The sequence below is a fragment of the Amycolatopsis sp. NPDC059657 genome, from assembly GCF_042734395.1.
Lineage (GTDB): Bacteria > Actinomycetota > Actinomycetes > Mycobacteriales > Pseudonocardiaceae > Amycolatopsis.
Genome location: NZ_JBHWEB010000190.1, coordinates 1 through 12,856 on the forward strand (window position 1 = coordinate 1; position 12,856 = coordinate 12,856).

At 65.6% G+C, this 12,856-nt stretch carries 11 protein-coding genes; 5 read left to right on the forward strand and 6 right to left on the reverse strand.

Annotated elements, in window-relative coordinates; all coding sequences use genetic code 11:
- Positions 1–119 precede the first annotated feature (119 nt).
- The gene (locus ACFV15_RS45870; RefSeq protein ID WP_378359506.1) at positions 120–917 is read right to left on the reverse strand and encodes a family 16 glycosylhydrolase; all 798 of its coding nucleotides are present in this window, start codon (positions 915–917) and stop codon (positions 120–122) included.
- A 16-nt stretch (positions 918–933) separates the two neighbouring features.
- Positions 934–3,780: a family 43 glycosylhydrolase gene (locus ACFV15_RS45875; protein ID WP_378359508.1), complete on the reverse strand. Its 2,847-nt coding sequence runs from the start codon at positions 3,778–3,780 to the stop codon at positions 934–936.
- Between the two features lie 193 nt (positions 3,781–3,973).
- Between ACFV15_RS45875 and ACFV15_RS45880 the strand changes: the two genes are divergently transcribed.
- Positions 3,974–4,648 (forward strand): sugar-binding domain-containing protein, encoded by a 675-nt coding sequence (locus tag ACFV15_RS45880; RefSeq protein ID WP_378359509.1) that lies wholly within the window; start codon positions 3,974–3,976, stop codon positions 4,646–4,648.
- Here the strand turns inward: ACFV15_RS45880 and ACFV15_RS45885 are convergent.
- Complete coding sequence (locus ACFV15_RS45885) at positions 4,600–5,517, reverse strand: pentapeptide repeat-containing protein (protein ID WP_378359511.1); 918 nt, start codon at positions 5,515–5,517, stop codon at positions 4,600–4,602. The two genes, ACFV15_RS45880 and ACFV15_RS45885, sit on opposite strands and share 49 nt — an antisense overlap.
- Before the next feature lie 82 nt (positions 5,518–5,599).
- Here ACFV15_RS45885 and ACFV15_RS45890 point away from each other — a divergent pair, with 82 nt between their 5' ends.
- The 3 genes from ACFV15_RS45890 to ACFV15_RS45900 all read left to right on the forward strand — a co-directional run bounded on the left by ACFV15_RS45890 (position 5,600) and on the right by ACFV15_RS45900 (position 9,204).
- On the forward strand, positions 5,600–6,640 hold the full coding sequence (locus ACFV15_RS45890) for a glycosyltransferase (protein ID WP_378359512.1): 1,041 nt from the start codon (positions 5,600–5,602) through the stop codon (positions 6,638–6,640).
- Positions 6,641–6,712: 72 nt separating this feature from the next.
- Complete coding sequence (locus ACFV15_RS45895) at positions 6,713–8,674, forward strand: NB-ARC domain-containing protein (RefSeq protein WP_378359514.1); 1,962 nt, start codon at positions 6,713–6,715, stop codon at positions 8,672–8,674.
- Between the two features lie 104 nt (positions 8,675–8,778).
- The gene (locus ACFV15_RS45900) at positions 8,779–9,204 is read left to right on the forward strand and encodes a hypothetical protein (RefSeq protein ID WP_378359515.1); all 426 of its coding nucleotides are present in this window, start codon (positions 8,779–8,781) and stop codon (positions 9,202–9,204) included.
- Between the two features lie 142 nt (positions 9,205–9,346).
- Here the strand turns inward: ACFV15_RS45900 and ACFV15_RS45905 are convergent, their stop codons facing one another.
- The 3 genes from ACFV15_RS45905 to ACFV15_RS45915 all read right to left on the reverse strand — a co-directional run bounded on the left by ACFV15_RS45905 (position 9,347) and on the right by ACFV15_RS45915 (position 12,156).
- A complete protein-coding gene (locus ACFV15_RS45905) occupies positions 9,347–11,065 on the reverse strand; it encodes a hypothetical protein (protein WP_378359517.1) in 1,719 nt (572 codons plus the stop codon).
- Between the two features lie 219 nt (positions 11,066–11,284).
- A complete protein-coding gene (locus tag ACFV15_RS45910; protein ID WP_378359519.1) occupies positions 11,285–11,614 on the reverse strand; it encodes a hypothetical protein in 330 nt (109 codons plus the stop codon).
- Positions 11,615–11,787: 173 nt separating this feature from the next.
- Positions 11,788–12,156: a winged helix-turn-helix transcriptional regulator gene (locus ACFV15_RS45915; protein ID WP_378359520.1), complete on the reverse strand. Its 369-nt coding sequence runs from the start codon at positions 12,154–12,156 to the stop codon at positions 11,788–11,790.
- A gap of 210 nt (positions 12,157–12,366) precedes the next feature.
- On the opposite strand from ACFV15_RS45915, the gene ACFV15_RS45920 reads away from it, so the two are divergent.
- Positions 12,367–12,771, forward strand: coding sequence for a nuclear transport factor 2 family protein (locus tag ACFV15_RS45920; protein WP_378359522.1), 405 nt, complete (start codon positions 12,367–12,369; stop codon positions 12,769–12,771).
- Positions 12,772–12,856 lie beyond the last annotated feature (85 nt).

The window sequence follows — 12,856 nt, forward strand, 5'->3', positions numbered from 1 at the left end:
TCCTCCTGCGATTGCTGGGAAAGCCGCCGCGCATCCGTCACCCGAACCTTCGCGTTCACACCACGATCATGCCATATTTGCCTTACGGATCAATAGAACCGTCGGCAACACTCACGACCTCAGGCCCGGGTCCGTCCCATGTAGACGTTCCGGGCCCGGTAGTAGGTGGAGCCCGAGGGGCCGGAGGAGCCGGAGGAGCCTTCCATCTGCAGGTTGATGATGAGCCACATCGGCTTGCCGACGAAGTTCGCGCCGCGGTGCTGGGCGATCCACTTGCCGTCGAGGTAGTAGTGGATGTCGACGTCGGTGCCGTTCACCTTGGTGATCCACGCGCGGTAGGTGTGCCATGAGCCGGGGTTCGATACGCCGACGATCGAGTTGGACCAGGCTCCACTCGCGTTCTTGTAGGTGTTGAACCAGTTGCGGGCGTCGCCTTTGAACTCGAGGATGTCGCTCTCCGGCGGCCAGCTGTTCGCGCCGGTCAGCCAGAACGCCGGCCAGGTACCGCGGCCCGAGGGCGCCTGGAAATCACCGCGGACCTCCCAGCTGGGGAACTGGTCGGTGACGGTGACCTGCTGCTTGGCGTGGACGGCGCCCGAGTGATAGTGGATCGGCAGGTGCGGATCGGCTGAGCTGTTGCCCTCGTTGCCGGAAATCCGGCTCGCCTTCAGCACCAGCACTCCGCCGCTTTCCAGGTAGACCTGGCTGTGGTCGGACGCGCTCGCGTACATCCGGGCGGTGCCGTTGTGGTCGGATCCCCAGGGGTAGCGGTAGTTCCACGCCGATTGCAGCGTCGAGTAGTTCGTGAACGAACCATCGAGCACCGTCTCGAACGTGGCCGCGGACGCGGGCAACGCGCTGCCGAGTGTGAGCGCGCCACAGCCCGCGACGAGGAATGTCCTTCGGTTCAGAGTCATGTGTCGACGCCCTTCGTCAAGGTAACGGCCGAGGTTTGATTCCTTCGAGGGTGGGAACGACCGGCGCGATCGAGCCGTCCGGTTTGAAGGTCAGCTTGTCCACAGTGGTCTCGCGGTGAGTGCCGTCACCGCTGGGGATGGCGAACCGGTGATAGGCGATGTACCACTCGTCGGTGCCAGGCACCTGCAGCATCGAGCTGTGGCCGGTGCCCTTGATGCCGAGCGCAAGGTCCTTGCTCAGTATCACGCCGCGGTTGGTGAACGGGCCGGTCGGACTGGTCGAGGTGGCGTAGGCGACGCGGTAGTTCTCGCTGCCGGTGTCGTCGACCGACCAGCTCAGGTAGTAGGTACCGGCGCGCTTCACCATGAACAGGCCTTCGCGGAAGCCGGTGAGGCCGGTGATCCGGCGCACCGCGGCCGGGTCGAACGAGACCATGTCCTTGTTGAGCGGGACGACGTACGCCGAGCCGTTGCCCCAGTAGAGATACGGCCGGCCGTCGTCGTCGGTGAACACCGCGGGGTCGATCGCCTGGCCGTCGTCGGGGTTGCGGCTGACGAGCGGCTTGCCTGAATCGACGAACGGGCCGGTGGGGGAGTCGCTCACGGCGACACCGATCTTCGCTTCGGCGCAGAAGTAGAAGTAGTACTTGCCGTCGCGGTAGGCGATCGTCGGCGCCCAGGCGTTCTTGTCCGCCCACGAGACACCGGGGCCCAGGTCGAGCGCGACGCCGTGGTCGGTCCACTTCACCATGTCCTTGGACGACCACACGGAGAATGTGGTGCTGCCCCAGCTTGGGAAGCCGTCGGTGGTCGCGTACAGGTAGTAGGTCCCGTCGAACACCGCGATGTTGGGATCCGCGTTCAGCCCCGGCACCAAGGGCGTGCGCATCTCCCGTGCGCTGACCGTCCACGTGCGACTGTCGCCGTGGGACATGACCCGATAGGTGACCGGCTTGTTGAGATCGACCGGCGAGCCGTTGCGGGGCTTGGTCGAGGTGCCTGGCGCCAGCCCGAACGTGGGAGCCAGGCGGCGGAGGTCGGTGCCCGGTTCGACCGGCAGGACGACGGTGCCCGCAGCCGGGTCGATGATCGCCGGGACCTTGAGCTCCGGCAGTGTGGCCGAACCGATGTTCGTCGCGTTGGCGGGCAGCGCGGCGACCTGGTCGGCGGTCAGCGCCCGGTTGTAGAGCCGGACGTCCTTCATCTTGCCCTTGAAGTACTTGTCGGCGGTGTACTGGGAACGGCCGAGATAGTTGGCGGTCGTGCGGCCGCCGCCGATGTCGGATGGCTTGAGTGTCACCGCGTCGTTGCGAGCGACGGCCACGCCGTCGACGTACAGGACCGCTTTGCCGCCGCCGATCGTGTAGGCGAGATTGTGCCAAGCCGCGCGGGAGAGCCCGCCCGGGGCGGACGCGTTCTGCTCGAAGCGCCAGTCGCCACTCGAGATCGCGGCTCTCAGCCCGTTGTCGGCACTGCCGCCGGTGCCGAACAGATAGCCGTTCCCGGCGCCCGAAGGCCCGGTATTGCCGAAGCCGTAAAGAAAATACGGCACCGCCTGCGCGGGATCGATGTACACGTCCGCGGCGACGGTGGCGGCGTCCGCACCCGCCAGCATGTTGTCCGGCAGGTCGACGAATCCGTTGGTGCCGCCGAAGGTGAGCGCGCCGCCGGACCAGCTCACGTCGCCCGACAGAGTGCCGTTGTAGCCGTGCCCGGTCTTGTCCACCGCGGTCGTGCCGGCGCGTCCGTCGAGCGGCCACTGCGCCACGAGACCGTTCTTGTCGGCCTTCACCGGGGTCACCGGTCCACCGGAAAGCCGGTCGTGCTCGGCCTTCGTGATCGGCAGGACCGTGCCGTGCCGGGGTGAGGCGGGCAGCTGGGCACCGCTGGACATCGTCCACTTGCCACTCGCGAGGTCGGTGGTTTCGAACGGCACGTAGCCTCGGCCGCCGAACTCGTCGATGAACAGGTACCACTTGTTCTCGGTGTTCGATTTGAACACCGTCGGGCCTTCACCTTTGTTGATGCCGGGGTCGCCCTTGCCGATGCATTCCGACACGAAGTCGTAGGAGAGGTCGAGAAGGTCGGTGGCCTTCTGTTCGACGATGAACTTGCTGCACGGGTTCGCGGAGCCTGGATCGCGTTCGTCCTTGGTGAACCGGTAGTACGTGCCCTTGTCCTGGATGACGGTGGAGTCGATGACCGAGTAGCCGGGGTCCACCCACACCTTGGCCGCGCTGAAGGTCTTGAAGTCCTTCGTGGTCGCGTACATCATCCGGTTGTAGCTGGAACCGGTGTGGCCCGGATCGTTGTCCGCGTACAGTTTCGACGCCCAGAACACGACGTATTCGCCGCGTTTGGCGTCCCAGTAGGCTTCCGGCGCCCAGGTGTTGCCCGCGGTCGCGGGGGAGACCTGCGCGGCGCGCTGCTGCGACCAGTGCACCAGGTCCGGCGATTCCCAGATCATGATCGAGCGGCTGCCGTGGCGCTGGGCCTTGTCCCAGTCGCCGTTGCCGTAGATCTTCAGGTCGGTGGCGAGCAAGTGGAACTTGTCGCCTTGGGGTGAGCGGATGATGAACGGATCGCGCACGCCCTTGTCGCCGAGCCCGGAGGTGAGCACCGGTTTGCCGTTGTTGCGTTCGTCGAACTTCAGCGGATCGTTTCCGCGGCTGGTGGCGAGGTAGATCTGCTCACCGTCGGCTGTGCCTTCCCCGGTGAAGTAGAAGAAGGCGTATCCGCCGTAGGCAGCCTGTGTTTTCGATGCTGGTTCCGCCACGGCGGCGGGCGCGGCGACCATTCCGGCGGCGAGCGCGAGGGCGAGTGCCGCTGCGAATCTGCTGAAGCGGCCACGTACAGGGGGCATCGTCGACCCTTTCCCGGCAGTTTCTGAGCAATGATGTTAACGTTAACATTCGCCTGAAGTGTCTCGACAGTAGAGCCAGGAGAGTGCGTGGTCAAGGCGCGGTGAAGACCATTGTGTTCGGCGCGCGGCCGCCCTATCGTGTGGGCAATCGAATCGCTTCGACAATCATCGATGATGTGCGAAGGAGGTCGTCGTGGCCAACCGTCAGCTCCGGAGGGCGCGGGCCGCGCTGGCGGCGATCACGGCGCTGGTGTTCGGCTGCCTGGCCGCGCCCGCCGAAGCCGGACCGGCCGGGCAGGGGCGCGCGAGTATCGACCTCGACGCGGGCTGGCGATTCCAGCGTGGCGACGTCCCGGACGCGGTGAAGCCCGGCTTCGACGACTCGGCCTGGTCACGGGTGAGCGTTCCGCACACCTGGAACGCCGAAGACGGCCAGGACGGCGGCGGGGACTACTACCGCGGGACCGGCTGGTACCGGAAACATCTCGTGGTGCCACCATCGATGGCAGGGCGCAAGCTTTGGCTGCAGTTCGACGGCGCGAACAGCACCGCGACCGTGTGGGTCAACGGCACGCGCCTCGGTGAGCACAAGGGCGGCTACTCCGGTTTCCGGTTCGATGCGACCGACGCGCTGCGGCCGGGGCGCGACAACCTGATCTCGGTCAGCGTGAGCAACGCTCCGGATCCGGCCGTCGCGCCGTTGTCGGGTGATTTCACCATGGGCGGCGGCATTTACCGCGAGGTCAGCCTGGTCGCGACCGACCGGCTGCACGTCGACATGCTCGACTTCGGCGGCCCGGGTGTCTACTCACGAGGCGGTCAGGGCTTCGCGGGCGCAGTGAGGTGGGCCGGCAGGGTGGTTTCGTGATCGGTTACAGCTTGTGCCAGTTGTTCTTCGGTGAGTCCTCGGCATTCGGAGAGGTCGGTACCGCGTAGGTCGGTGCTCTTGAGGGTCGCGCCGGTGAAATCAGTGCCGGATGTGGCCACGCCTCGGAGGTCGGCTGAGGTCAAGTTCGTACGTGACAGGCGGGCATCGGTCAGGTCGGCGTCGCGAAGGTCGGCGCCGGACAGGTCGGCGTTGATCAGAGTCGCTTGGTGCAAGCGCGCTTGGCCGAGGCCGGCGCGCGTCAAGATTGCGCCGGTCAGTTCGGCGGCGCTGAGATCCGCCTGGCGCAGGCGCAGGTCGCGCAGGTTGGCGCCGCCGACCCGGACGCCGCGAAGGTCCAGCGGGCTGTCCTCCGTCTTTCGTTTCGGCGGGAATCCGCGGTTGCGCAGTGCCGCCAGCGCCGCGGAGGCGTCATCGTGGTCTGGTGATCCGGTGGCGACCGTGTGGTGACGGAGAAACCCGGTGAGGCTTTCCAGTACCCGGTTCCGGTCGGTGGGGGAGTCGTGCAGGATCCGGTCCAGCGCTCGGACGCCGCCCGCACGGACGGTCTCGTCGGCGGAGCCGAGGTGGTCGATCGCGGCGTTGAAGCGGTCGGTGAACTGCTTGTCGCGGTCGAGGAAGAATTTCCGTCCGGTGTAATAGAGGCCGCCCCCGACGACCACCGCGCTGAGCACCGACCCGAGTAGGGTCCGGATGCCGCTCAGGGCGGCGAGGCGCTCGTTGGGGGTCAGGCGGGCCAGGTCAGGCCCGCCGATCCATGAGGTGAGCGGCCCGAACAGGAACCACAGCATGCCCACGCCCGCGACCACGCCACCGCAGCCTGCCAGGTATCGAACCCATGAACGAGTCATGCCGTCATTTCACTACGTCCGTCGGCGGGCCATGGCGGAGGGTAGGCGTTTCGGTACCATGGGCGATCGAGGGGGCTTCGAGGTGGAATTCGTGTTCATGCCGTATCCGGCCTGTGGGCATGTCTCGCCGATGCTCGCCGTAGCGGGCAGGCTCGCCGCGCGGGGCAGGCGGGTGCGGATGGTGACTGGCGGGCGGTTCGCCGAAGCCGTGCGTTCGGCAGGGGTCGAGCCGGTAGAGGTGGATTCCGCGTTCGACGTTCGCGTACCCGCCGGATGGGGGTGCCGTGACCTCGCCGAACATCGCCTGCTGTGGCTGGGCCGGCGCCACTTGGCCTCGGCCATGGCTACCGTCTGCCGCAGCGAGATCGCTCGGATCGGGTCTGGGGTCGTCGTGGTGGATCCGCACATGGCGTGGACCCGGAACCTCCGTGTCCCGCCGCGGGTCCGGACGGCTTGGATGTGCACGACGACGGGACGTCGTATCCGGCGCGGGCAGGGCTCGGTCCTGATCAACGGACTGGTAGAGCTCTTCGACGGCGCCGCGGCGGACCGTGTCAGGTTCGTGGGCCCGCTGCTCGGTGGCCTGGCCGTGCCGGATCCGGGGATTCCCTGGCACCGCGTGCGTGCGGGGAAGGTCCTCGTCGCCACGGTGGGGACGGTGTTCACGCAATCGGTCGAGCAGCTGCGAAGTGTGATCGCGGCGTTCGCGGGCTCGGGATGGACGATTGTCCTGTCCACCGGGAGGGTCCCGGTGTCGGCCTTGGGCAAGTTACCCGCCAACGTGACGGCATACCCCTGGATCCCCCAGTCCGAGGTGCTCGGGCACGCGGACGTGTTCCTGACCCACGGAGGGATGAATTCCGTGCTCGAAGCGATCGTGTGCGGTGTGCCGATGGCGATACGCCCCCGGAACGCCGAGCAGCGCAAGACGGCGAGAAGGCTTCAGAAGCTTGGAGTGGCCCGATTGATCCTGCCGGACGTGGGGCTCCGAGAACAGATCGAGCGAGTCGCCGATGACCAGCGGATCCGGGCATCCATGGCCCGGCTCCGGAAAAGCGTGCTGGACGCGCCCACGGCGGACGACGCCGCCGACGAGCTGCTCGCACTTTCCAGGGTCAGGTGAAGTGGTGAACCTGTCACTGAGGTGCCGTCAAAACCGGTAGGGTCACCGACGGTGCGACAACGGAGGGGAGCCGTGGTGATCGACCGGCCGTCGAGCCCGATGAACTTGCCCAAAAAGCCCCGGTTCGTCAACCGGCTCGCCGAGGTGGACGAGGTCGCGGATCGGCAGGCATGTGCGGTGGCGAACGGCGAGCCGCTCCTGGTGCTGCTGACCGGCCCCCAGGGCATCGGTAAGACGGTCCTCGCGGTCATCCTCGGATACCGATTCGCGCGTGATTATCCCGATGGGGTTCTGTATTGCGAGGCCAAGGGCTCGGACACGCGTGCTGCCTGCAGTGCCGACGAACTGGCCCGCCAGTTGCTTGTCCAGCTCGGAATTCCTTGGACAGAGGTCCCGGCCGCGCCGGGCGACCGGCTGCAGACCTTGCGCACCATGATGTCGGGCAAGCGGCTGCTGTTCATCTTCGATGACGTCGCGGTCGCTTCACAGATCGAGCCGCTGCTGGGGGACGTTTCCCGCTGCGCGGTGATCGTGACCAGCCGGAGCAGGCTGCAGAGCCTCGAGATCAACCACCAGTTCGTCTCGGTTCGCTTGCCTGGCTTCGACCAGGCGGCCGCACTCGAACTCGTTGGCGCCATCGCGGGCAAGGCGGTGCGGGACGTGCCCGAATCGGTGCTCGCCAGAGTCTGTTCAATCTGCGAAGGTTTGCCGCTGGCTCTCGCGGTGACCGCGGGCAAACTCGGTGCCGGCGACGAAACGCCGGAGGACATCGTCGAGCAACTGACGCGTAACGTCCTGGAGGCGCTCGATGTCGACGGGGACTTCGTGGTGAAGGTCCTCTTCGACGAGGTCTACCGTGAGCTGCCCGCTGACGATCGGCGCGCTTACCGGCTTCTGGCCCTGTCCGGGCCGCACTTCGGCGCGGCCGCGGCGGCAGCGACTTTGAACGTCGCCGAGCCCGCCGCGAAGCGTTTGCTCACCCGATTCGTTCGTTCGAACCTTCTCCAAGAGGCGGGCAAAGGACGGTACCGTTATCACTTCCTTGTCCACGAGCACGCGAGCGGGAAGCTGCGTGATGGTAGCTCCGACGACGAGGAAATGACGGCGATCGACCGCACTGACCGTTGGTATGCCCACCGTGCCGTCGCGCTGGACAAGTGCTTCACCGGACGTCCGGTGCCACAGGGCACGAAGGAATTCCGTGCCACGATAGAACCGGCGTTCCCCGGTGACGACAAGCCTGCGTTGGCGGCAACGGGGTTCGACACTGAATGGTCGAGCTTTCTCGAGTCCGCGCGCCGGTGCGCCGACCGTCGTGACCATGCCTTGTCCATGGTCATGGCCACTGCTCCCTGCTCGTACGCCTATCAAGCCGGACGCTGCACCGAACTGATCGACCTCTACCGCCGGATCCTCGATCTGGTGACCGCCGAACCGGTGCGGTGGCAGGTCTACCGTGATCTGGCCCAGCTGCACGAGCGAATCGGCGAGTACGAAGCGGTCGAGCGGTTCGCGTCACTGGCGGAGGAGATCCATCCGCCGGGCAGGGAGAGCGCGATCGCATGGAGGGCCCTGTCTTATGAGAGCCGTGGGTTGCTTCCTCAGGCCGATGAGGCACTATGCGAAGCCGCCGAAGCCGTCCCGTTGATGGATGATCCAGTCCACCAGGAGCGGGCCCGCGCCCTGGTACGGATGCATCGTGGGCGGATCGCTGTCAAGCGAGGTTTGCTCGATGAGGCATTGCCGCTGTTGGGCGAGGCCCTGAGTTTCTTCAACGCGTCTCTCGCGGACGGTTCGAACGCGGCACGCTGCGAAGCGCTGATCGGTGATGTCGGCCGAGCACACGACGATTCCCTCGAGGCTGAACGACGGTGGACGAAAGCGGCAGAGATATTTGTCGCCCATCATGTCTGGCCTGACGCTGTCAAGACATACGAGAAGCTCGCAGCACTGGCCGACGAGCTGAGCCGACCTTCGGATGCCGCACGCTACCGTGATCGAGCGAGGGAGATCGAAAGCGGTCGAGCCGGCTAGTGTCCTGTGATTCCGCCCAGGTCTGACGGTGGGGTGGCGCCTTCTCCGAAACCAGCGGACGACCCTCCGCGCATTCCCAGTTTTCGTGTGATTCGTTGCCACGCGTGATCGGCGCGGAGAGCATCCAGCAAGGAGCTCTCGACGGAAGTGAGTGTGGGAACGTGGGACGTATACGCACCATCGGCATCAAGGCGGCCACTGTGACGGCGGCTGCTGCCGCCGGGCTGGCCATCATCACGGTTCCGGCATCGGCGGCCGGTGTCGGGGCGGCGATCAAAGTCTGTGTCACGACCAACACGGACCGCACGATCGGTCGGCTCGTGGTCGTAGGCAAGAACCAGCACAAAGAGAATACGACTTCACCGAGGGGCGAATTCTGGGGCAACGAGTGCATCTGGCTCAACAAATGGTGGTGGATCGCTCCCGGCGTCGACGTCGTTTATAGCTTCGGCGACGACGGCATTACGCAAAGGAAGTATAAGGCCATCTCGCAGAAGGACTACGACAAGATGATCACCGTCTACATCTAGACGATTATTTGCCGGAAAGTCAAATGTGGCGTTCCCTTTCGCACGGTTTGATATGGCTCAGAGCGAGGGGTGAGGGGCCCTTGAGTGGGGCGTCAGCACTCATAGGTCCCTCGCTTTGAACCGCCCTATCGGACTTACTCGTCTAGAGCGCCACCGCCACGTCGTGTGTTTCGTCGCCGAGACGAAGGGAGAACCCCGTCTCCAGTGATCGCACGGGTAGCCCTGCCGCTTGCCACAGGTAGACGGCCGACGCCAGGATCGCCGCGTCCATGCCCGGCGATGTGAGAGTGATCGAGGTGCCGTCGCGCATCCACACTTGCGCGGTCCAGCCGTACCCGACCGCAGCCACTGTGCATGCCGGGTGACGCAACCAGAACTCTTGCCACCAACGCTGGGGAAGCGGGCCAGGGTCCGTTTCCTGGACGATCAAGACCGCGGCGTTGGCCACCAGGGAACGTGCCGGGTGGTCGAACGAGCAGTTCACATGCTGCTCGTCGTCGTTGGCTTGCCGGAGCGGGGTTCCCGGACGCACCACCTCAGCGGGACGGCGCTCCAGTTCGACTTGCCGTGAATCCATGTCGACCCATCCGGTGACCAGGTCGGCGAGCACGTCCGGGTTCGACGGCTCGACCGGCAGGGCGGGAATGGTCTCGACGGTTACCGCGGCGGGCGGCTCGTCGAGTTCGAGCAGGCGGTAGAACAGTTCGCGGAGTGTCTTCAGGGAGCGTCCGGGCAAAGAGGTCACCCGTTCCGCGACCGAGGCGAAGCGATCAGGCTTGTGCTCCTCGATCGCCGAGACGAGATGGGGCAGGAATGGGCCAGAGGTCCGCAGGCGGGGTGCGGTGTCTCCCAGTGCCGAGATCGGCGTGCCCGGAGGAACGTCATCGAATGCGGCCAGTAGCGTCGGCTTGCCGAGGGCAGCGGCGTACCCGGTGACCGAACCGTGGTCGCCGAGCACAATGTCCGCCGCGATGAGCCCGGCACGCCACCCGTCGAACTCGGGCAGGATGACCATCCCCGCCCGGAGGCAGTCCGCGTACCATCGCCGCACCTGATCCGGGCCGTGTCCGTGCCGGACATTGGGATGCGGCGCCACGGCGACCAACCACGAATCCCGCGGAAGCTCGCTCAGCAACTCCCGGAGAAATGACGGCCGGGAGCCGAGAAGTGATGAACCAGACCAGGTCGAGGACACCAGAACCAGCCGGCGAGTGCCGACATGAAGAGCGGCACGGTAGCGATTCCTCAGCGGCGAACTCGCTACTATCCGGTCATAGCAAGGGTCGCCGACCACGAATGAATTCTGAAGAGCGGCGGGCGCGGTCTCTCTTACCAGTTCGAGCTGGTGATCATGAGAGAGACAGAATGCGTCCGCTCGCGGTTTTCCCTTGTGCAGCAGCCATTCGGCGGAAAGGCCGAAGGCTTGCCTGCTGCCTGCTGCCTGCTGCCTGCTGCCTGCTGCCTGCTGCCTGCTGCCTGCTGCCTGCTGCGGCGAGTATTTAGTATACCCGATTCCATGGGAAAGGAGGACAAGTGGTGCTCGGATTTTGCCGAGCATTCCATGATGACTCGCGGAAATGGCCAGGTCGAATCTTTTTCGTTCGGCTTGTTTCCACGGGATGACCATGGCACCCGAGTCGCCCAGGATGTCCGTCAGGCCGTGCGGAAAAGGGTCTCCTGGTAGGTGGGTGAAGAACAGTTGGACTCGTTCGTCGTTCTCGAACGCTGGTATCACGTCGAGCAGCCGGGTCAGTGTCGTCACGTTGTGCACCGCGACGAGTACTACTCGCGTGAATTTGAGGGTGGTCCAGCGATGGGCGGCAGGCCCGACAAGCGCTCTTCTGTCGTGCTTGTCGCTCATCTTGCTGTGCTCACCCCCGAAGTTTCCGCACTCTTCCAGGGTTGACCGTAGCCGATGGATCCTGGAGATGAGCCATTAGCTCGGTGTCGGTACCGGGGTCGCGCCGCGCGGGTCGGGGAGGAAGGTCATGGCGATCGCCACGCAGGCGATGAAGGCCACGCGCACGAGAACGAACTGAGCACGAAACGCGGCCGCGCTGGTCTGCGGGTCAGGTCTCCACTACATAGGTCGATACGACGCCCCAAACTCCGCCAAGGCCCAGGCCTGCCAGAAGCACAGCACCAGGAACGTCGTGAGTCCGGTTGTGACCGCGAGTGTCGCGGTGAAGACCCCGGACACGGCAAGCGAGACCATCAAGGCTCGCTTGCGGCTGTAGTTGTCCGCGAGCCAGCCGGCGATGACGGACCACTTGTTCGGATCGCTGATGTTTCCGCGTTTCGCGGAAAAGATCCACAGTGCTCGCGTTGCCGCGTCAGGCCGATAATGTTGAGAGCAGGTTCGCGGAAAGGAGCTCATGATGACGGAGAAGGCCCGCGTCGTCCGCGGCATCATCGGTGGATGTGCCGCCGTTGCCGCCGTTTTCCTGTCGGTGTCCCCTGTGGGGCAGATGGGCGGTGTGCAGGACTCGGTCCACGCGACCGACTGTCCCCTCCCTGTTGCCCAGTTTTGCGCGCTGCCCGAACCGGGTGGCCCCCCGGCGTGACGCCGATTCGGGTGAGTCTTCAGTCGCGGGCGTCGTAGACGTCGCGTGCCGCGAGCACCTGCTCGATGTGCTCCTCCGCCCAGCGGTTCAGCGCCTGCAGGGGCGTGCGCAGGGTGCGCCCCAACGGAGTCAGCTCGTACTCGACCCTGGGTGGCACCTCGGCGTACGCGGTGCGGCTGACGAGTCCGTCGCGTTCCAGTTCTCGCAGCGTTTCCGTGAGCACCTTGCCGCTGATTCCGTCCACAGCGGAGCGAAGATCGGAGAACCGCAGCCTGCCGCCGTCCAGTGCGGAGACGACCATCGCGGTCCACTTGTTCGCGATGCGGGCCAGTGAGGTTCGCGACGGGCAGCTTGCCGTGAGTACGTTGAACGCGGGGTGTTGAGGCACGGCCGTACGTCCTTCTTGGTTACGTCAAGATAGCAAGTTACTGCAATGAACTATAGGTTCGTAGAGCCAATCCCCACAAATGAGCGGGTGGGGCATGCGCACTCAAGTCCACTGTGACCTGCATCACTCAAGGCCTTTGGTTACGTTGAGGTAACTGGTTCCCAATGGTGACTATAGGCCCATAGCAACAAACTCTTGAGAGGATCTCTGATGGCCGAGTCGACCGGACCGCTGACTGTTGTAGGCAAGTATTTCGATGCGTTGGCCGCCAAGGACTTTCCGGCGGTAGCCGGTTTGTTCGCGGATGACATCGTGTGGCATCAGCCGGGTGACAACCAGTTCTCCGGCACGCACCGCGGCGGCGCCGCGGTCGGTCAGCTGCTCGGCGGGATGATGGCCGCCAGCGAGGGGACGTTCGCGCTCTCGCTGACCGGCTCGCCGATGGTCAACGGCGCTGTGGTCGCGGTGCCGATCCACTTCAGCGGGAAGCGGGAGGACGCGTCGATGGCCCAGGACGGTGTCGACCTGCTGCGCGTCGAGGGTGACCGGATCGCCGAGGTGTGGTTGTTCTCGTCCGACCCGGAGTCCGAGGACGCCTTTTGGGGCGCCGCCTGAGTTCTCAGGGGTCGTGAGTGTTGGGGGGGGGGGCGGGGGGGGGCGGGGGCCGACAGCAGGGGCGGGGGGGGGGGGCGGCTAGAGT